Origin of the sequence: Lutibacter sp. HS1-25 (genome assembly GCF_004121075.1) — a bacterium.
GTDB lineage: Bacteria > Bacteroidota > Bacteroidia > Flavobacteriales > Flavobacteriaceae > Lutibacter.
Window position 1 is genome coordinate 1 of the sequence record NZ_RHLN01000004.1, and the last position, 20,207, is coordinate 20,207.

Consider the following 20,207-nt stretch of genomic DNA (forward strand, 5'->3'; position numbering starts at 1 on the left):
TCCTTGTTTTATGGCATTGCGCCCTGCAGATTCAGCAGAAACCAATGTAGCTTGGAAAATGGCAATGGAAAATGATAAAACACCAACAGGACTTATTTTATCTCGTCAAGGAATAAAAGACCTTCCAGCAGCAACTTCAAGATACAAAGAAGCATTAGCAGCAGAAAAGGGTGGTTATACTGTTATAGAAGCAGAAAATCCAGCTGTAGTTTTAATCGCAAACGGATCAGAAGTAGCAACTTTAATTGAAGGAGCACAATTACTTCAAGAAAGAGCAAACATAAAAGCAAAAGTCGTATCAGTTCCTTCAGAAGGAATTTTCAGATTGCAATCAAAAGCATACCAAGAAAGTATCATTCCATCAAACAAACCAGCATTTGGTTTAACAGCAGGTTTACCTGTAAACTTAGAAGGCTTGGTTGGAAACAACGGAAAAGTATTTGGTTTAGATCATTTTGGATACTCAGCACCAGCCACCGTATTGGATGAGAAATTCGGATTTACAGGCGAAAACGTGTTTAACCAAGTTACAGAATTATTAAAATAACAAAATAGGAAGATGAAATTTTTTATAGATACAGCAAATTTAGAGCAAATTAAAGAAGCACAAGCCTTAGGTGTTTTAGATGGCGTTACCACAAACCCATCATTAATGGCAAAAGAAGGAATTACAGGAGCCGAAAATATTTTACAACATTACTTAGATATCTGTAATGCTGTAGATGGAGATGTTTCAGCAGAAGTTATTGCAACAGATTTTGAAGGTATGGTTCAGCAAGGTGAAGAATTGGCCGCTTTACATCCTCAAATTGTGGTAAAATTACCAATGATTGCAGACGGCGTAAAAGCGTGTAAATACTTTTCAGACAAAGGAATTAGAACCAATGTAACTTTGGTATTTTCAGCCGGACAAGCATTGTTAGCTGCAAAAGCAGGAGCGACTTATGTTTCTCCATTCTTAGGACGTTTGGATGATATTTCAACAGATGGATTGCATTTAATTTCAGAAATCAGACAGATTTACGACAACTACGGATTTGAAACGCAAATATTATCGGCTTCAGTTCGTAACACTATGCACGTAATTAATTGTGCAAAAATTGGAAGTGATGTAATGACAGGACCATTAAGTTCAATTACAGGATTGTTAAAACACCCATTAACAGATAGTGGTTTAGCACAATTTTTAGCTGATTATAGTAAAGGAAACCAATAAAAAGTCAACTATGAGTACTAATAAATATACTATTGGATTAGATTTTGGATCGGACTCTGTGCGTGCATTACTTGTAAATGTTGGTACAGGTGAAGAGCTAGCAACTTCAGTCCATTATTATGCACGTTGGAAGCAGGGAAAATATTGTGAACCTTCAAAAAATAAATTTAGACAACATCCATTAGACTACATAGAAGGTGTTGAGAATACCATAAAATCAGTGTTATCACAAGTAGATGAAAGTGTTAAAAATAACATTGTTGGAATTGGTATAGACACAACAGGTTCAACACCAGTTGCAGTTGATAAGGCAGGAACTCCATTAGCATTATTACCGGGTTTTGAAGAAAACCCAAATGCCATGTTTGTTTTATGGAAAGACCATACTGGAATTAAAGAAGCCGATGAAATAAATGATTTATGTAGTAAATGGGCTATTGATTATTCAAAATATGAAGGTGGTATTTATTCTTCGGAATGGTTTTGGTCAAAAATTTTACATGTTTCAAGGGCTGATAAACAAGTGCTGGATGCTGCTTATTCTTGGGTTGAGCACTGCGATTGGATTCCGTTTTTATTAACAGGAGGAACCAATGTTGAAGATATGAAACGTAGTCGTTGTGCTGCAGGTCATAAAGCATTATGGCATGAGTCTTTTGGTGGATTGCCTCCAAATGAATTTTTTGTAGCCTTAGATCCAATGCTAGATGGTTTAACAGATAGATTATTTTCAGAAACATATACTTCTGATATATCGGCAGGAACTCTAACTCAAGAATGGGCAAATCGCTTAGGTTTATCAACTTCTGTACAAGTTGCAGTTGGTGCTTTTGATTGCCATATGGGAGCAGTTGGAGTAAACATTGAGCCTTATTATTTAACCAAAGTTATGGGAACTTCAACCTGTGATATTTTGGTAGCTCCAAAGCAAGAAACCGAGCATTTAGTAAAAGGAATTTGTGGACAAGTAGATGGTTCAGTAGTGCCAGGAATGTTAGGGTTAGAAGCTGGGCAATCGGCTTTTGGAGATATTTATGCCTGGTATGAGCGTTTGTTGTCTTGGCCAATAAAAGAAATTATAGGGCAAAGCGATTTGTTAGATGAGGCAACAAAAGCAAAATTAATTGATGAAGCCATTGGAAATATACTACCAAAGTTAAATGAAGCAGCCGCAAAAGAACCAATTGGAGCTTCAGGAGAATTAGCGTTGGATTGGATGAATGGAAGAAGAACTCCTGATGCCAATCAAAACTTGAAAGGAGTTATTTCAGGAATCAATTTAGGGAGTACAGCACCAAAAGTTTTTAGAGCATTGGTTGAAGCTTCTTGTTTTGGAGCAAAAACAATTGCTGATAGATTTATAAGTGAAGGCATTCCAATTAAAGGAGTTATAGCCATTGGAGGGATCGCTCAAAAATCACCATTTATTATGCAAATGATGTCCGACGTATTAAATATGCCTATTAAAGTGGTAAAATCAGAACAAGCGTGTGCCTTAGGAGCAGCCATTTTTGGTGCTGTAGCAGCAACTATTTATGAAAATACTGAGGCAGCTATGGATGCTATGGGAAGTCCTTTTGAAAAGGTTTATGAGCCAAAACCAGAGAACGTTTCAGCTTACCAAGAAGTATATAAACGTTACATCAGTTTAGGTGTTACTATTGAAAAACATATTATGAAAAACTTATAAGATGAGTAAATATAAAGCATTAAAACAGGAATGTTATGAAGCCAATATGGAGTTAAATGCACTAGGATTGGTGATTTATACTTTTGGAAACGTAAGTGCAGTAGATAGAGAAAATGGTGTTTTCGCTATAAAACCAAGTGGTGTAGCTTATGAAGAATTAAAGCCTGAAGATATTGTTATTGTAGATTTTGATAACAATATTATTGAAGGGACTATGAGACCATCTTCCGACACAAAAACACACGCTTATTTGTATAAAAACTGGGATGATATTGGTGGAATTGCACATACACACGCTATGTATTCTGTGTCTTGGGCGCAGTCTCAATTGGATATTCCAATTTTCGGAACCACACATGCCGATCATTTAACGGCTGATATTCCTTGTGCGCCGCCAATGAGCGATGAACTCATAAAAGGAAATTATGAGCACAATACGGGTATTCAAATATTAGACTGTTTTAAAGATAAAAATATTTCGCACAAAGAGGTTGAAATGATTTTAATAGGAAATCACGGGCCTTTTACTTGGGGTAAAGATGCTGCAAAAGCTGTTTATAACAGCAAAGTTTTAGAAACTGTCGCTCAAATGGCGTATTTAACACTGCAAATCAATCCAAATGCACCGCGATTGAAAGACTCATTGATAAAAAAACACTATGAACGTAAGCATGGTAAGGATTCTTACTATGGTCAAAACTAATAATAAATAATAAACAATAATTTTATGAAGAGTTTAGATTATATTGATTGGATTGTAATTGGTATTTACTTTCTGGTTTTAGGAGGTGTTGCCTTGTGGGTTATTCTTCAAAAAACAAAAAACACGGAAGACTATTTTTTAGCAGGTAGAAATATTGGGTGGTTTGTTGTTGGAGCATCTATTTTTGCGTCAAACATTGGGTCGGAGCACGTAGTTGGTTTAGCAGGAGCAGGAGCAGATAATAAAATGCCTTTGCTTATTTATGAAGTTCAAGCTTGGATAGTACTAATGCTCGGTTGGATTTTTCTACCCTTTTATGCTCGAAGTGGTGTTTTTACAATGCCCGAATTTTTAGAAAAACGTTTTGATTCAAAGTCTAGATGGTTTTTATCTGTGTTTTCTTTAGCAGCATATGTATTAACAAAAATTTCAGTAACTATTTATGCAGGTGGTATTGTTGTTGCCGCATTATTAGGAATTGATTTTTGGACAGGTGCTTTAGCAACGGTAATTTTAACAGGAGTTTATACCATTTTTGGTGGGATGAAAGCAGTGGTTTATACTGAAACGTTACAGTCTGTTATATTAATTATTGGAGCAGGAACTTTAACCTATTTAGGGTTGGATGCTGTAGGTGGCTGGAATGGTTTAACAGAAACTGTTGGTCCAGATTATTTTAATATGTGGCGACCAGCAACTGATCCAGATTTTCCTTGGCCAAGTTTATTTATAACCAGTTCAATTGTTGGTATTTGGTATTGGTGTACAGATCAGTATATTGTTCAACGTACGTTAACTGCTAAAAATGTAAAAGAAGGTAGAAGAGGTGCTATTTTTGGTGGTTTACTAAAGCTAATGCCGGTTTTCTTATTCTTAATTCCAGGTGTAGTGGCTTTAGCTTTAAAAATGAAAGGCGAACTTCACTGGGATACTCCAGATCAAGCGTTTCCAGTATTAATGACCAACTTATTACCTTCAGGATTAAGAGGTTTAGTAGCTGCAGGTTTATTGGCTGCATTAATGAGTTCTTTAGCTTCGGTATTTAATTCTTGTTCAACATTGTTTACAGTTGATATTTATAAGAAATTGAAACCTGATGCTCCAGAAAAAAAACTATTAAGAGTAGGAAGAATTGCAACAATAATTGTAGTGATTGCTGGTATTTTATGGATTCCTATTATGCAAAATATTTCAGGAGTTTTATATGAATATTTGCAAAGTGTACAAGCATATATTGCCCCTCCAATTACTGCGGTTTTCTTGTTAGGAATCTTCTTTAAAAGAATCAATTCAAAAGGAGCTATTTCAACATTGGTATTTGGTTTAGTCGTTGCAACTATTCGAATTATATTAGAATTATCGAAAGATAGTTTGGTTCCAGGAACATTTATTCACACATTTGGTAGTATTAACTTCCTAACATTCGGAGTATACTTTTTCTTAATGTGCTGTTGTGTGGCTGTATTGGTTAGTTTATTAACTGAAAAACCTTCAGAAGAACAATTGGCAGGATTAACATTTGGAACCATTACAGAAGAACAAAAAGCAGCAAATAAAAATAGTTACGACTGGAAAGATATTGCAGCTTCAGTATTGGTAGTAGTATTAGTAATAATAATCATGGTTTCATTTACGGGTGAAGCTTAAAACAAATATAAAATGATAGATTTAAAAAAATATGAAGTTTGGTTTGTAACTGGAAGTCAACATTTATACGGTCCAGAAACCTTAAGACAAGTTGCTGAACATTCTCAGCAAATAGCTAAAGAATACAATAATAATGCAGCAATATCTGTGAGTGTTGTATTTAAACCAGTAGTGAAAACTGCTGATGAAATTCACCAAGTTTGTAAGGAAGCAAATAACAATGATGCTTGTATTGGTTTAATTACTTGGATGCATACTTTTTCTCCAGCAAAAATGTGGATTGCAGGTTTACAGGCTTTGGCTAAACCATTTTTACACTTGCATACGCAGTTTAATAGAGATATTCCTTGGGGAACTATTGATATGGATTTTATGAACTTAAATCAGTCGGCTCATGGTGGACGTGAATTTGGGTTTATTGCTTCAAGAATGCGTATAAATCGTAAAGTTGTGGTTGGTCATTGGGAAAATACCGATGTAATAAAACAAGTTGACAGTTGGTGCAGAGTAGCTGTTGCAGTAGCAGATTCTAAAAAAATGAAAGTTGCGCGTTTAGGTGATAATATGCGTCAAGTTGCTGTGACTGAAGGGAATAAAGTTTCTGCGCAAATCAAATTTGGATATGAAGTAAATGGATTTGGATTGGGTGATTTAACTAAATTCATAGACCAAGTTACAGATAAAGAAGTAGATGCTTTAATTAAGGAATATGCAGATACTTATACCTTAGCAAAAGACATTGTTGTTGGTGCTGAAAAGCACTTTTCGTTAAGAGATTCAGCTCAAATTGAAATAGGGCTAAGAGCATTTTTAACCGATGGTGGTTTTACGGCCTTTACCAATACATTTGAGAATTTACATGGAATGAAACAATTGCCAGGTATTGCAACTCAAAGATTAATGGATAGTGGCTTTGGTTATGGTGGTGAAGGTGATTGGAAAACTGCAGCTTTAGTTCGTACAATGAAAGTTATGGGTGCTGGACTAGAAGGTGGGAATAGTTTTATGGAAGATTATACCTATCATTTTGATCCAAAAAACACGGCTGTATTAGGGTCGCATATGCTTGAGGTTTGCCCATCAATAGCTAAAGGTGAAGTAAAAGTTGAGGTACATCCATTAGGAATTGGAGGAAAAGAAGATCCTGCACGCTTGGTATTTAACGCAGGTGCCGGTAGCGCTTTAAATGCTTCAGTAGTTGATATGGGTAATCGTTTTAGGTTGTTGGTAAACAAAGTTGAGGCATTAGAAATTGAAAACGACATGCCTAAACTTCCTGTTGCTCGTGTACTTTGGGATGCAAAACCAGATTTGAAAACAGCAGCATCAGCTTGGATTTTAGCGGGTGGTGCACACCATACAGGTTATAGCCAAAATATATCAGCTGAGCAAATGCAAGATTTTGCTGAAATGATGGATATTGAATATTTATTGATTGATGAAAAAACTGATTTATATCGTTTCAAACAAGAATTACTTTGGAATGATGCAGCTTATGCAATAAATAAAGGGTTTTAAATATCAAGTGTAGTTTGTTAAATAACTATTCGATTAAAATGAAATGCGTAGTTGTGTCTTAAGTTTTAATTGGATAGTTATTGTTTTTTTATAAAGTATATAAAATAAGTAATTATGAAACAGTTTTGTAAAATTGTAATTGTCGTTTTTTTAATTGGCTTAGTTTCTTGTAAAAAAGAAGCGAATAAAGTTGTTAATGTTGAAGATATATCAAACTTCAAATCGTGGGCAACAACGCCACCTATGGGCTGGAATAGTTATGATGCTTATCACGGCGCAGTTACCGAAAAACAATTTTTACAAGCTGTAGATACTTTAGAAAAAAAATTATTGCCAGTTGGCTATGATTTGGCTACAATCGATTTTTGTTGGTTCAATCCTGGGCCAGAAGGTTGGAATCCTGACAATTGGACAACCTTTCCTGTAAAGCAATCTAAAGATTCTGAAGGCAATTTAACACCAACACTTACAATGGATGAATTTGGACGATTGTTACCTTCAGAAAACAGATTTCCTTCTGCTGCCAATGGAGTTGGATTTAAAGCTATTGGAGATTATGTTCATAGTAAAAAAATGAAATTCGGAATTCATATTATGCGTGGTATTGCGCGCCAAGCAGTCATTCAAAATACACCTATTAAAAACACAAAATATTTTGCTAAAGACATTGCAAAATTACAAGATACTTGCAAGTGGAATAATAATATGTATGGCGTTGACCCATTTAAACCCGGAGCTCAAGAATATTACAATTCTTTATTTGAATTGTATGCTGAATGGGGAGTAGATTTTGTTAAGGTTGATGATATTTCGGCACCAACGTACCATTCAAAAGAAATTGAATTGATTCGCAAAGCTATTGATAACTCGGGTCGCCCAATGGTGTTGAGTTTATCTTGTGGTGAAACTTTTGTTAGTTATTCAAATCATCTTGAGGCTAATGCTAATATGTATCGTATTTCCATAGATTTTTGGGATAAATGGGAAAAAGTAGCACATATGTTCGATTTGGCCTATGCTTGGCAACCTTTAATTAATAGAGGTACTTATCCAGATTTAGATATGATTCCTATCGGAAATTTATGTTTAACCGATTATCCTTTACAAGAAGAAAGTGGTGATAAAACACAACATTTTTCAAGATTAAATAAAGAAGAACAAAAAACATTGATAACACTTTGGTGTTTTGCTAAATCACCTTTGATTTGGGGTGGTGATCCACTTTCAAGCAATTCAGAAGATTTTGAAATGATTTCTAATAAAAATTTAATCCATATCAACCAGACAAGTACAGGGAATAGACAAGCTGCCAATTTTGTATACGAAGGAATGGGGAGAGAAGATAGAATTTGGTTGGCAGAGTCTAAAGATGGAAACGAGAAGTATATAGCTTTTTTTAATTTAGGTGAACAGCCCAGAGATTTACAATTTTACTTTCATTGGGAATATTGGGATGGAACTTATGAAATTGTTGATTTGTGGTCAAAAGAGAATATGGGTGTTTTTTCTGAAGAATTCACAGCTACGCAAATTCCTGCACACGGAGTAAAAACATTTAAAATGATTAAAAAGTAATTAGATATTATGAAAAAAATAAGTTGTATTGTTTTATTCCTTTTAGGAATTTCATACGGTTGGTCGCAAACAGTTGCTGAACTGAAATCGAGTTATTCGGGTAAATTAAAATGGAACAATAAAACAAAGACTGTTCGTTTTGAATCTACTGGAACCATTTTTTTTAAAAATAAAACAGGTATTGGTCAAGATTTAGCTAACGATCAAAAAAATCATTTTTGGGTGGTGCCAAAAGATGTTAAAAAAATTATAATTGGTAAAAATGTAACAGTTACAGGAGCTTTTCATACAAGTTCAGATATTTTTATAGCAGGTGAAGATAGAAAAACATCAGTGGTGTTTGGTACAGATTTACAAACGTGGACAGATAAAAACAATCCAGGAAAACAAGATTTAAAAGAGTGGTATTATTCGCAATTTGACAATAGCAGCGGTGTATTAACCATTCAAAATTTAACAATTCTAAATCCGTTTTCTTATTTTGTAAGAGGTTTTGGTCCAGTTGTTCACGTAAAAAGTGTCGATTTTATTGACAATCGTGGAGGTCACCACAATCATAGTGATGGTTTTTGTGGAGGAAACGGTTCAACTGTTGACGATTGCTATTTTGAAAGTGGAGACGATGTTTTTAAAGCTTATTTTAACTATACGGTTACCAACTGCACTATAAATATGGTTGATAATTCCGTCCCTATTCAATTGGGTTGGGGAAATTATTCCAACGGAGCTGTGTGTACATTTAAAAATTTAAAAGTAATTGGGAATTCAGGAAGGTGGAGTTCAGACAATGCAGTTATTTCAGGAAGAACGGGTAAATATGACGTAACTATCAATATTGATGGACTAGAAATTGAAAACCCCAATGCGGTGATGGTTAGTTTGTGGGAAGATACCATGACATTAAATGGAAACATTACCAATGCAAAAATAAACGTTAAAAAATATACAGATAGACGTAATTCTGGCACAAATAATTTAACTATTTGTAATTCATTAGAACATACAAATCATTACGATTGTAAATAATATAGTATTATGAAAAAAGTAATTGGCATTTTAGTTCTTGGTTTAATAGGCTTTTCAAGTTTTGGACAAGTTCAAAAATCAAATCAAAAACAGCCTAACATTTTAATTATTATGTTAGATGATGCTGGTTTAGATATGAGTGCTTATGGAAGTTCGTATGTAAATACACCAGCATTTGATAAATTAGCAAGTGAAGGTATTTTATTTAATAGAGCTTATACGCCTAATGCAAAATGTGCACCTTCAAGAGCTAGTATTTTAACAGGTAGAAACTCATGGCAATTAGATGCTGTTGCAAATCATTTTATATATTTTCCTTCAAAATTTAAAACATTTCCTGAAGTTTTAGGTGAGAACGGTTATTTTACAGGCTGTACAGGTAAAGGTTGGTCGCCAGGTATTGCACTTACAGCTACTGGTGAAGAAAGAAATTTAACCGGAAAATCGTTTGATACTAAAAAGTTGAAATCGCCTACAACTGAAATCTCAGTGAACGATTATAGCGGTAATTTTAAAACGTTTTTATCTGAAGTGCCTACAAAAACACCTTGGAGTTTTTGGGTTGGTTTTAACGAGCCACATCGTGCTTATGAATACCAATCGGGTGTTAAAAAAGGTGGTAAAAAGCTGGAAATGATTAAAGAAGTTCCAAAATATTATCCAGATTCTTCAACTGTACGTAATGACTTATTAGATTATGCTATGGAATTGGAATATGCCGATTCGCATGTAACAAAGATTCTCGAAGAATTAATTCAAAAAAAACAATTAGAAAATACCATTATAATTTATACTTCCGACCACGGAATGCCATTTCCACGAGTAAAAGGAAACCAATATGAAACATCAAACCATGTGCCAATGGCTATAATGTGGAAAGGAAAAATTTTAAATCCAAATAGAAGTGTTGATGACTATGTTAGTTTTATTGATATTGCGCCAACTTTATTAGAAATTGCGGGTATTAACTGGCAACAATCGGGTATGTATCCAAGTCCGGGAAAAAGTTTAGTAAACATCTTTAATTCAACCCAATCAGGGCAAATAGATAAAGATCGCAATTTTGTGTTGGTTGGAAAAGAACGTCACGACCACGGGCGACCTAATGATGAAGGTTATCCAATTCGCGGAATTTATAAAGATAATTTGTTGTTTCTACGCAATTATGAAACGGATAGATGGCCAGCGGGAAATCCTGAAACAGGTTATTTAAACGTTGATAAAAGTCCAACAAAATCGTTGTTAATAAATTTAAGAAGGAGTGGCATTGACACAAAGTATTGGATGTTAAGTTTTGGAAAACGTCCTACTACAGAATTGTATGATATAGTAAAAGATCCATATTGCTTGAATAATTTGGCTTCAGATAAAAACTATAGCAAACAACTTATAGAATTGGAGTATTTAATGGTTCAAAAACTAATTTCACAAGATGATTTAAGAATGCAAGGTTACGGACATTTATACGAGAAATTTCCTTTTACTCAATATAGAAATTACTACGAAAACTATATGAATGGAGAGGTTGATAATTTAAAATGGGCAGATCCTAACGATTATGAACCTACTTTTATTAGCAATGATGGTGAAAATTTAGAACCTGTTGTAAGGAAGATTGATTAACTTCGATAACTGCTAAAAGTCAGTGATTTAGTTTTTTTGTTTTCTGATATCTAATTTGTTGTTAAAATAAAAAAAATCTTCTTAGTTCATAAATTCTCTTTTTTAGGATAAATGAGCAATTTTCATGTTCAAAACAGAATAAACCTTCATTGTACAATAACTATTTTTGATTGTGATTTTATTGGCAAGCGTTGTTGAAAAAAAATGAGCAATAAGCTTAGATGATTTAATCAAAATAAAAACTTAAATTATTTAATAATAAATGAGAAGACTTATCCTTATTCAGGCGTTGCTTATAGGAACTTTTTTTGGTTGTAAAAGTCAAAATGGTAATAATACGGTATTAAAAACAAATTCTATAATTTCAAACGTTGAAGCAATTAAAGCGCATCATAAAACAGTTTATTTAATGGAAGATGTTTGGATGCGTGATCCATTTATCGAATTGGCTCCTGACGGCTATTATTACTTGTCGTGTACGCGACAAAATAGCAATTTAGGATTGCAAAAGCCAAAAGGCGGAATAGAAGTATTTAGAAGTATTGATTTAGTTACTTGGGAATCGTTAGGGGTAATTTGGAATACTAGTCAATCAGAATGGGGGAAAAAAATGGAAGCAAGAGCTGTTTCTCCAGAAAATAAACACGACGTGAAAGAAGCGATGATTTGGGCACCTGAAAGTCATTTTATAAATGGTAAATGGGTGGTTTTATACACATCTAATCAAGGTGCTGCAAACTTAATGTTAACTGAAGGAGCAGATTTGAAAGGACCATTTTTAGAGCCATTTGGAACGGATTTTGGAAGTCATCATGATCCAACTATTTTTATGGATGGTGATCAACCTTGGTTAGTAGATAAAATAGCTCAAGTAACGCCTTTAAAAAAAGATTTTAGTGGCTTTGATGGAGAATCAATAAATATTGGGCCTTCAGATAGAAAAATGGGTCATGAGGGTGCGTATATTGTGAAATTCAAAAATAAGTACGTGCTGTTTGGAACTGCGTGGAGTACAGATAAAATGCGCCATGGAACCTATAATTTATATTACGCAACTGCAGATAAAATTACAGGACCTTACAATGAAAGAAAATTTGCTGGTCGTTTTTTAGGTCATGGGACGCCATTTAAAGATAAAAATGGCAACTGGTGGTGTACAGCTTTTTACAATGCCAATAAACCTGCTTTAACAGGTGAAGAAGCTAAGAATTTAGACTTAAGTGATACCGCTTACACAATTAATAAACAAGGATTAACTTTAGTTCCTATTGAATTTAAAATGGTAAATGGTGATGTAAAAGTAATTGTGAAAGATGCTGATTATGCTTTTCCAGGGAAAGAAGAAATTCAAAATTTTAATGAATAATGATAAAAAAACTTTTCATATTAATTTTAGCTTTTTTAAGTATTGTAAGTTGTAAAAAAGCCCCAAAAGAGACTTCTATTCCCAAAGATTTATCTAAACCAAATATCGTATTTATTTTTTCAGACGATTTAAGTTTTAGAGATATCAGTGCTTATGGTCAAAAGAATTATACAACACCTAGAATTGATGGTTTAATAGAGCAATCTATCCGTTTTACACAAGCTTACGCAGGCGCTCCAGAGTGTGCGCCTTCAAGAGGAACTTTATTAACAGGTAAACATGTTGGTCATCAGGTTATTCGTTTAAATAGTAGTGCGCGTGGTTTTGAACCACTACCTGAAAACACCAATACATTTGCTAAAATGTTGCAACAAGCGGGTTATAAAACTGGTGTTGTTGGAAAATGGGGTTTAGGCTATAGCGATACCTCAGGAAATCCATTAAAACAAGGGTTTGATTATCATTTTGGTTTTTTAACACATTATGAAGCGCATTCTTATTTTCCGTTGGTTTTGTATGAAAACAATAAAGAAATTTATTATCCCCAAAACGATTCATTTGATATAGAACAGATGTATTCAAAAAATGAATATGGCGACAATTCAAAATTTGAGAAGCATTATAATGAAGATGGGAAATTGATTTATATGGACATGGAAAAGGCAGCCTATGCACCAGACTTATTTGATAAAAAAGCATCAGAATTTATAACTACCAATAAAAACAATCCTTTTCTTTTGTATTTCACTACTAATTTGCCTCACGGCCCTACAATTGTTGATGATTTCAGACAGTTGAAGGATAGAAATGATGTGGATATTTATGCTCGCGAATGGGGCGCAATGGTACAACGTTTAGATATTTCAGTAGGTAAAATAATTGATAAATTAAAAGAAGAAGGTATTTATGATAATACAATGATTGTCTTTGCATCAGATAATGGATATTCCATGCACAGTCCTAAAACAGTAAAATCAGGTGAACGTGTTTGGTTAGACGATAAAGATTTAGCAAATAAAGGACCATTTAAAGGAGGTAAATTTGGTGTGTTTGAAGGCGGAATGCGTATTCCTTTTTTTATACGGATGCCACATCAAAATGAAGCTAAAATTATAAGTGAGCCTGTTTGGCTGGTAGATTTATTTCCAACTTTTGCATCGGTTGTACAATATCCTCTTGATGAAAAATTAGATGGATTTAATTTATTGCCTTTAATGGCAGGAGATAAAAATGCAATCCCTTCAAATCGTTTTATGTATTTCTACAAGCAAAATGAACAGGCCATTCGTCAAGGACCTTGGTTTGCCTATAGAGAGCATCCAAATAAAGAAGTTGAGTTGTATTTAATTGAAGAAGATCAAGAAATAAAATTTAATTACGCATCCGTATATCCTAAAAAAGTTGAAGAATTAAAACAATTGATGGACTCAGAGCATATTCCAAGTGAATGGTATTGGAATCCAGGAGATACACAAGAAATTTTTAAAAATAAAGTCAAGAAAGCAAAAGAAACAGGTCAAGAAATTAAAAAATATAGACCAAATAAAATGGAGCTTATGCCTTGGGAAAAAAGCAAGTAATTATCTAATAAATAAACAATGAATTTTTTAAAATATCTATTTAGTGCAATTGTGTTAGTTGGTTCAACAGTTGCGTGTACTAATACAACCCCAAAATCTGAAAAACTGACAGAAGCACAAGTTAAAGAGCAATTTTTTACGTATCAAAACCCAATTAAAAATGGAATTGATGAAAATGGGTTAAGAGATTGTCAAGTTTTAAAAGATGGAGATTGGTGGTATTTAACAGGAACATCTTATCCGCATTGGGACCGCCAAGAAGTTAATGGTAAGTTGAATAAAGGTGTTGTGTTATACAAATCTAAAGACCTTAATAATTGGGAATTTGTTGATTATATTGTTAAAGCAGGTGATAAAACTAAATGGTATCACAAACGTTTTTGGGCACCAGAAATTCAAAAAATAAAAGGTAAATATTACGCTTTATTTAATTGTCGAAATGATGATTTAGGGTATGTGGGGCAACATCCAGGATATGCTGTTGCAGATAATATTGAAGGACCTTATACTGTAGTAACTGAAGAAAGTCCGTTAACAAATGGAAACGATCTTACTTTTTTTGAAGATAAAGATGGTAAAGTTTGGGCGTTTTGGAATCAAGGTAGAGAATTTGGGATAGGTTTTGCTCAAATTGATTTGGATAATGGAACTTTTTTAACAGCACCTAAAAGTGCCATAAAACCAAGTGAAGTAGATTATGAATATGATGATAAAGGTATTTTGTTAAATGTACCAGGATATGATGGGAGACCAATTCCAAAAGTAAAAAAATACCACGATTGGGATGCTATTGGTATTGAAGGCGCTTATGTGATTGAAAATAATGGCACCTACTATTTATTTTATTCAAGTTGGACACGTGGATATGAAATTGGCTATGCAACCGCTAAAAATATTGAAGGGCCTTGGGTTAAAAGTGAATCTAATCCGTTTTACGGTGCTCAAAGTAAACAAGCTTGTGAAAAAAATGGATTTGAATATAATGGAGACCCTAACAATCCATTTAATCAGGTTGGACATAACGAAATTTTTGTAGGTCCTGATGGAAGATTTTGGTTGTCTTGTCATGGTATTATACCAAGTCAAAATGACGAAAAACCTTTTTTAGTTATAGATCCAATTTGGTTTGATGAGGAAGGCAATGTGAAATCTGATGGACCATCTTATACTGAGCAAAAAGTGAAATTAAACTAATTTATTTGTATGAAAACCAAACTATTGCCTATTTTATTTTTCTTGTTTTTTATCGAATTTTATTCATACGGACAAGAAAAGGCAGTCAACCAAAAGTACAATGTTATTTTTATAGCTGTAGACGATTTAAATGATTGGGTTGGATTTATGGATGGAAATCCTCAAACAATTACACCAAATATGGATAAATTGGCTAGCCAAGCAATGGTTTTTGATCGTGCTTATTGCGCTGCATCGGTTTGTAATCCTTCAAGGGCGGCAATTATGTCGGGTTATAAGCCTTCTACAACAGGGGTTTATGGAAATGGAGATGAGGTATTTGAATTGCCAATTTTTCAAAATTCATTAATGCTTTCACAATATTTTTCAAAATATGGCTATGAAACCTATTCACGAGGAAAAATTTATCATACTCCAAGTACAGGGAAACAAACTTGGGATAATTGGGATAATGTGTCTGGAAGTTATGGTGTAAAGCCAAAAGTAGCAGGTTATATGAGCAACGGCATTCCTGATGGTGAAATGTCTAATAATATGGATTGGACAGCAACCAATCAAAAAACCGAAGAAACACCTGATTATTTAAATGCCTTATGGGCAGCAGAATTATTAGAGAAAGGTTTTGATAAACCCTTTTTTATGGCTTGTGGAATTTTTAGGCCTCATTTAGAGTGGAATGTACCGCAAGAATTTTATGATAAATTTCCTATTGAAGATATTGTATTACCTATGGTTTTAGAAAATGATTTAGATGATGTAGGTGATAATACAAAACCTACTAAAGAATATATTGCCATTAAAAAATACAATAAGCAAAAAGAAGCTGTGCAAGCCTACTTGGCTAGTGTTAATTATGCCGATTATTGCATAGGTGTGCTTTTAGATGCTTTAAATAAAAGTAAATACAAAGACAATACCATTGTAGTTTTATGGGGAGATCACGGATGGCATTTGGGTGAAAAGTTACGTTATAAAAAATTCACACTTTGGGAAGAAGCTTGTAGAGTTCCTTTAATTATTAAAGCTCCAAATGTTACTTCTGCAGGAAGTAGAAGTGGAAGAACAGTAAACTTATTAGATTTATACCCAACCTTAACAGATTTAACAGGCTTACCAAAAAATAATAAAAACGAAGGTATAAGCATTGTGCCGCTATTGAAAAATCCAACTTTAGAATGGGATTATCCATCATTAACACAAATGGGTGAAGGTAGAAATACCATTAGAACTGAAAAATGGAGATATATAAGATATGACGATAATTCAGAAGAATTATACGACCATGAAAATGATGAATTAGAATGGGTAAACCTAGCGAATAAGCCAGAGTATGCAGCTGTAAAATCCGAAATGGCTAAAAGAATGGATGCTATTTTAAATAAGTAAGTTAATTGAAAATGAGATTCTTAAACTTTTTTTTAATAGCTTTTGGTTTGTTTTTTACGAATGTTTTTTATGGGCAGTCTGTTCAAGATCTTCAAAAAAAATACAGTGGAAAATTTAACTGGGAGGCTTCAAAAGGGATATTGAAATTTGATACTTCAGGAGAAATTAATTTTGAAGAAAAAGGGACTAAATATTTTATTTGGGATGTTCCTTCAGAAGTGAAAGAAATTATAATTGCTAAAAATACAACCGTAAACGGAGGTTTTCACACCCAAGATGATTGCATAATTTCGGGTGAAAACAGAAAAACATCTGTGGTTTATGGAACTGAAATACAAAGTTGGCCGCAAAAAAATAACATTAAGGCAGCAACTATTAGTTCATTTGAAGCGCACAATGGCACTTTAATTATTCAAAATATAACAAGTTTAAATCCACGGTCATTTCATGTTCGTGGCTTGAGTGCTGTGGTTCATTTAAAAGATGCTGACTTTATTGATACCCGTGGCGGTAGTGGAAATCATAGTGATGGTATTGCTGCAGGTGATGGATCAACAGTTGATAACTGTTATTTTGAAACGGGAGATGATGTAATTAAAGTGTATAATGATATTACAGTGACCAATACCACAATTAACATGGTTCAAAATGCGGTGCCAATTCAATTAGGTTGGGGTGATTATCCTGATGGTGCAGTTGGTACTTTTAAAAACCTTACCATAATTGGAAATAGCGGTCGTGGAAATCCAAATGGTAGCAATGCAATTATTGTAGGAAGGAGTGGAAAGTATACAGTAACCATTAATATTGATGGGCTAACCATTGATAATCCATCAGCTTCAATAATAAATCTTTTTGATGATAAAAACGATGGCATTTTTGAGAAAACGTTGAAAGGAACTCTTAAAAATGTTGAAGTTAAAAATATAAAAAGATACTCAGTACAACAAAATGGAATTGACGAATTAGAGCTTTTTGATACAACCGGGAGTAAAATATCAAAGGACTTTTAATTCATAAAAAAGTAAAATAATGAAAGTAAGTAGTAGGATTTTAAGTATTGTATGTTTTTTGTTTTTGGTAGTTTCTTGCGCTGAAAATAGTGATGGTGAAGAATTTGGGACAGATATTATTAATGATGACGAACCTATTGAAGAAATTGTTCAAAAAATTGGGCTGGAAGATTTTTATAGTGGTGAAATAAAATGGGATAAAGCTACTGGAACTGTAACCTTTATGACTTCTGGAAAAATATTTTTCCCAAGTGAGGGATTGATTGGTTTTATTTGGAATGTACCTACCAAAGTAAAACAAATAATCATAAAAGAAAATGTTACTGTCGATGGGGCATTTCATACATTTTCAGATTGTACTATTTCTGGGGAAAATAGAAAAACTTCAATTCTTTATGGCCTCGAAGAGCAAGCTTGGGCAAACAATAATAATTTAACAGCGTATAAAATTAGTTCCATTGAATGTCATAATGGAACATTAACAGTATCAAATTTAACCTCGTTAAATCCACGATCATTTCACGTTCGTGGAAATGCTGGGGCTATTCATCTTAAAGATGCTGATTTTATTGATAATCGAGGTGGACATCATAATCACAGTGATGGTATTGCTGCTGGAGATGGATCTACTGTAGATAATTGTTATTTTGAGACAGGAGACGATGTTATAAAAGTGTATAGTGATATTACAGTTACAAATACAACCATTAAAATGGTTCAAAATGCAGTGCCAATTCAGCTTGGCTGGGGTAATTATTCTGATGGAGCTGTTGGTACTTTTAAAAATCTAAAAATAATTGGAGATAGCGGTAGAGGTAATCCTGATCAAAGTAATCCAATAATTTGCGGGAGAACTGGTAAATATGCTGTTACGTTAAATATTGATGGTTTAATTATAGACAACCCAACAGCATCAATGGTCAATCTATTTGATGATAACAATGATGGGGTTTATGAAAAAACAGTAAAAGGAACTTTAAAAAATGTTCAGATATCAAATATTAGACGCTATTCAAATCAATTAAAAGGAAATGATGAATTGAAAATTTTTGACACCGAAGGAAAAGAAATTTCAAAAGATTTTTAAAAATTTTTTGAAAATAAATGATACACATTTTCGGAGGTAATTAAAAAATTAAAGAAAACAAAAGTAATATGCCTTTCGGTATTACTCAAAAAATAAATAAGTTTAAATTAAAAGAAATGAATCAAATTAAGACAAAAGTAAAAATCTTTATATTCCTATTTGTACTTGCACAAATAAGTTATTGTCAATCTAAAAATCAAAAAAATGTATTGCCTGCTAAAAAAACAAATATTGTGTTTATAGCCATTGATGATATGAATACCTGGATAAGTGCTATGGGAGGTCAGGCAAAAACACCAAATATAGATAAGTTAGCGAGCGAAGGTAAATTATTTGCAAATGCGCATTGCGTTGTACCAGCTTGTAATCCTTCAAGAGTTGCAATTTTAACCGGATTAAGACCAGAAACTACTGGTCAATTTACAAATCCTGGTAACTTTAGAGATAAACCAGGGAATGCTGATTTAGTGACATTGCCAAAATATTTGAAAGATCTAGGTTACGAGTCAATAGGTATTGGTAAAATTTTTCATAAACAAGCTGGTAAGGGAGAAATAGCTGATCCACAATCAGACCCACAATCATGGAGTTTTCAATATAAAAATGATATTGGTACAAAAGGTCATCAAGCTTTATTAGATGAAAATAACCAAGCAAAATGGTTAGAAGGTGCCATGTATAAAGAAGGAATGGATATTGAGAAACCTGAATATTTGACTAAGTTTGGAGTTTGGGGGGTAACACCAGAAAAGAAAGAAGAAACTGCCGATTGGGAAAATGCTGCTTATTCAGCTGAATATTTAAGTCAAGCTCATGAAAAACCATTCTTTTTATCTGTTGGATTTATGAGGCCTCATTCTCCACAAATAGCACCACAAGAGTTTTTTGACATGTATCCTTTAGAAAATGTTGTAATTCCTGAATTGCCAGAAGATGACATGGATGATATACCTCAAATAGCAAAAAGAAATTTCACATCTGAATTTGTTGAGCAAGTGAAAGCAAAAAATCAAATTCAAAAAGCGACACAAGGCTATTTAGCATCTATGAGTTTTGTTGATGCTTGTGTTGGTAAAGTGTTGGAAGGTATAGAAAATGGACCAAATAAAGACAATACTATCATAGTGTTATGGAGTGATCACGGTTGGCAATTGGCTCATAAAAACCGATGGGAAAAGTTTAGTTTGTGGACACAATCTACGCATGCACCTTTAGTAATTAAATATCCAAACATGAAAAATAGAGGAATTACTTCAAATCAAGCAGTTTCATTATTAGATTTATTCCCTACAGTTTTAGATTTAAGTGGTATTGAAAAGCCAGACTTTTTAGAAGGAACTTCATTAAAACCTTTATTGGAGGATACTAATTATGTTAGAGAAGAACCTATTTTAATTACCTATGAAGAAGGTAATATTAGTGCTCATAAAAACGAGTGGAATTTGATTCAGTATGTAAACGGAGAAGAAGAATTTTATAATAATTTAAAAGATCCTCATGAGTTCAATAATATCATTAATGAAGCAGGTAACGAGGAAATTAAAAATGAATTAAGAGCTTCAATTTTAGAACTTAAAAAATAA

Annotated in this window: 15 protein-coding genes and 1 pseudogene; all 16 read left to right on the top strand. The window is 33.4% G+C overall.

All coding sequences use genetic code 11. The features are described from left to right. Positions 1–547 (top strand): annotated as a pseudogene (locus tag EC396_RS02870) (transketolase); the annotation flags it as partial. 12 nt (positions 548–559) lie between these two features. Then, positions 560–1,216: a fructose-6-phosphate aldolase gene (fsa, locus tag EC396_RS02875; protein ID WP_129365198.1), complete on the top strand. Its 657-nt coding sequence runs from the start codon at positions 560–562 to the stop codon at positions 1,214–1,216. A 10-nt stretch (positions 1,217–1,226) separates the two neighbouring features. Then, positions 1,227–2,906 carry a ribulokinase gene (locus tag EC396_RS02880; RefSeq protein WP_129365199.1) on the top strand — a complete coding sequence of 560 codons (1,680 nt, stop codon included), beginning with the start codon at positions 1,227–1,229 and terminating at the stop codon, positions 2,904–2,906. A gap of 1 nt (position 2,907) precedes the next feature. Continuing rightward, positions 2,908–3,609: an L-ribulose-5-phosphate 4-epimerase gene (locus EC396_RS02885; RefSeq protein WP_129365200.1), complete on the top strand. Its 702-nt coding sequence runs from the start codon at positions 2,908–2,910 to the stop codon at positions 3,607–3,609. Between the two features lie 24 nt (positions 3,610–3,633). Beyond that, complete coding sequence (locus EC396_RS02890; RefSeq protein WP_129365201.1) at positions 3,634–5,256, top strand: sodium:solute symporter; 1,623 nt, start codon at positions 3,634–3,636, stop codon at positions 5,254–5,256. Positions 5,257–5,268: 12 nt separating this feature from the next. Then, positions 5,269–6,774 carry an L-arabinose isomerase gene (araA, locus tag EC396_RS02895; RefSeq protein WP_129365202.1) on the top strand — a complete coding sequence of 502 codons (1,506 nt, stop codon included), beginning with the start codon at positions 5,269–5,271 and terminating at the stop codon, positions 6,772–6,774. 114 nt (positions 6,775–6,888) lie between these two features. Next, positions 6,889–8,349 (top strand): glycoside hydrolase family 27 protein, encoded by a 1,461-nt coding sequence (locus EC396_RS02900; RefSeq protein ID WP_129365203.1) that lies wholly within the window; start codon positions 6,889–6,891, stop codon positions 8,347–8,349. A 9-nt stretch (positions 8,350–8,358) separates the two neighbouring features. Further along, entirely contained in the window at positions 8,359–9,375 is a 1,017-nt protein-coding gene (locus tag EC396_RS02905; protein ID WP_129365204.1) for a hypothetical protein, read from the top strand. 9 nt (positions 9,376–9,384) lie between these two features. Then, entirely contained in the window at positions 9,385–10,998 is a 1,614-nt protein-coding gene (locus tag EC396_RS02910; protein ID WP_129365205.1) for a sulfatase, read from the top strand. Between the two features lie 262 nt (positions 10,999–11,260). Continuing rightward, on the top strand, positions 11,261–12,364 hold the full coding sequence (locus EC396_RS02915) for a family 43 glycosylhydrolase (RefSeq protein WP_129365206.1): 1,104 nt from the start codon (positions 11,261–11,263) through the stop codon (positions 12,362–12,364). Beyond that, the gene (locus tag EC396_RS02920) at positions 12,364–13,944 is read left to right on the top strand and encodes a sulfatase-like hydrolase/transferase (protein ID WP_129365207.1); all 1,581 of its coding nucleotides are present in this window, start codon (positions 12,364–12,366) and stop codon (positions 13,942–13,944) included. Before EC396_RS02915 ends, EC396_RS02920 begins: the two co-directional genes overlap by 1 nt. An 18-nt stretch (positions 13,945–13,962) precedes the next feature. Further along, positions 13,963–15,138 carry a glycoside hydrolase family 43 protein gene (locus EC396_RS02925; protein ID WP_129365208.1) on the top strand — a complete coding sequence of 392 codons (1,176 nt, stop codon included), beginning with the start codon at positions 13,963–13,965 and terminating at the stop codon, positions 15,136–15,138. A gap of 9 nt (positions 15,139–15,147) precedes the next feature. Then, positions 15,148–16,524 carry a sulfatase gene (locus EC396_RS02930; RefSeq protein WP_129365209.1) on the top strand — a complete coding sequence of 459 codons (1,377 nt, stop codon included), beginning with the start codon at positions 15,148–15,150 and terminating at the stop codon, positions 16,522–16,524. 11 nt (positions 16,525–16,535) lie between these two features. Next, a complete protein-coding gene (locus tag EC396_RS02935) occupies positions 16,536–17,537 on the top strand; it encodes a hypothetical protein (protein WP_129365210.1) in 1,002 nt (333 codons plus the stop codon). A 19-nt stretch (positions 17,538–17,556) separates the two neighbouring features. Then, the gene (locus tag EC396_RS02940) at positions 17,557–18,624 is read left to right on the top strand and encodes a hypothetical protein (RefSeq protein ID WP_129365211.1); all 1,068 of its coding nucleotides are present in this window, start codon (positions 17,557–17,559) and stop codon (positions 18,622–18,624) included. Between the two features lie 116 nt (positions 18,625–18,740). Further along, on the top strand, positions 18,741–20,207 hold the full coding sequence (locus tag EC396_RS02945; RefSeq protein WP_164975186.1) for a sulfatase: 1,467 nt from the start codon (positions 18,741–18,743) through the stop codon (positions 20,205–20,207).

Coding starts and splice junctions, on each gene's coding strand:
- EC396_RS02890 (WP_129365201.1), top strand. CDS start 3,634: ATGAAGAGTTTAGATTATATTGATTGGATTGTAATTGGTATTTACTTT.
- EC396_RS02905 (WP_129365204.1), top strand. CDS start 8,359: ATGAAAAAAATAAGTTGTATTGTTTTATTCCTTTTAGGAATTTCATAC.
- EC396_RS02930 (WP_129365209.1), top strand. CDS start 15,148: ATGAAAACCAAACTATTGCCTATTTTATTTTTCTTGTTTTTTATCGAA.
- EC396_RS02920 (WP_129365207.1), top strand. CDS start 12,364: ATGATAAAAAAACTTTTCATATTAATTTTAGCTTTTTTAAGTATTGTA.
- fsa (WP_129365198.1), top strand. CDS start 560: ATGAAATTTTTTATAGATACAGCAAATTTAGAGCAAATTAAAGAAGCA.
- EC396_RS02885 (WP_129365200.1), top strand. CDS start 2,908: ATGAGTAAATATAAAGCATTAAAACAGGAATGTTATGAAGCCAATATG.
- EC396_RS02910 (WP_129365205.1), top strand. CDS start 9,385: ATGAAAAAAGTAATTGGCATTTTAGTTCTTGGTTTAATAGGCTTTTCA.
- EC396_RS02915 (WP_129365206.1), top strand. CDS start 11,261: ATGAGAAGACTTATCCTTATTCAGGCGTTGCTTATAGGAACTTTTTTT.
- araA (WP_129365202.1), top strand. CDS start 5,269: ATGATAGATTTAAAAAAATATGAAGTTTGGTTTGTAACTGGAAGTCAA.
- EC396_RS02945 (WP_164975186.1), top strand. CDS start 18,741: ATGAATCAAATTAAGACAAAAGTAAAAATCTTTATATTCCTATTTGTA.
- EC396_RS02925 (WP_129365208.1), top strand. CDS start 13,963: ATGAATTTTTTAAAATATCTATTTAGTGCAATTGTGTTAGTTGGTTCA.
- EC396_RS02935 (WP_129365210.1), top strand. CDS start 16,536: ATGAGATTCTTAAACTTTTTTTTAATAGCTTTTGGTTTGTTTTTTACG.
- EC396_RS02940 (WP_129365211.1), top strand. CDS start 17,557: ATGAAAGTAAGTAGTAGGATTTTAAGTATTGTATGTTTTTTGTTTTTG.
- EC396_RS02880 (WP_129365199.1), top strand. CDS start 1,227: ATGAGTACTAATAAATATACTATTGGATTAGATTTTGGATCGGACTCT.
- EC396_RS02900 (WP_129365203.1), top strand. CDS start 6,889: ATGAAACAGTTTTGTAAAATTGTAATTGTCGTTTTTTTAATTGGCTTA.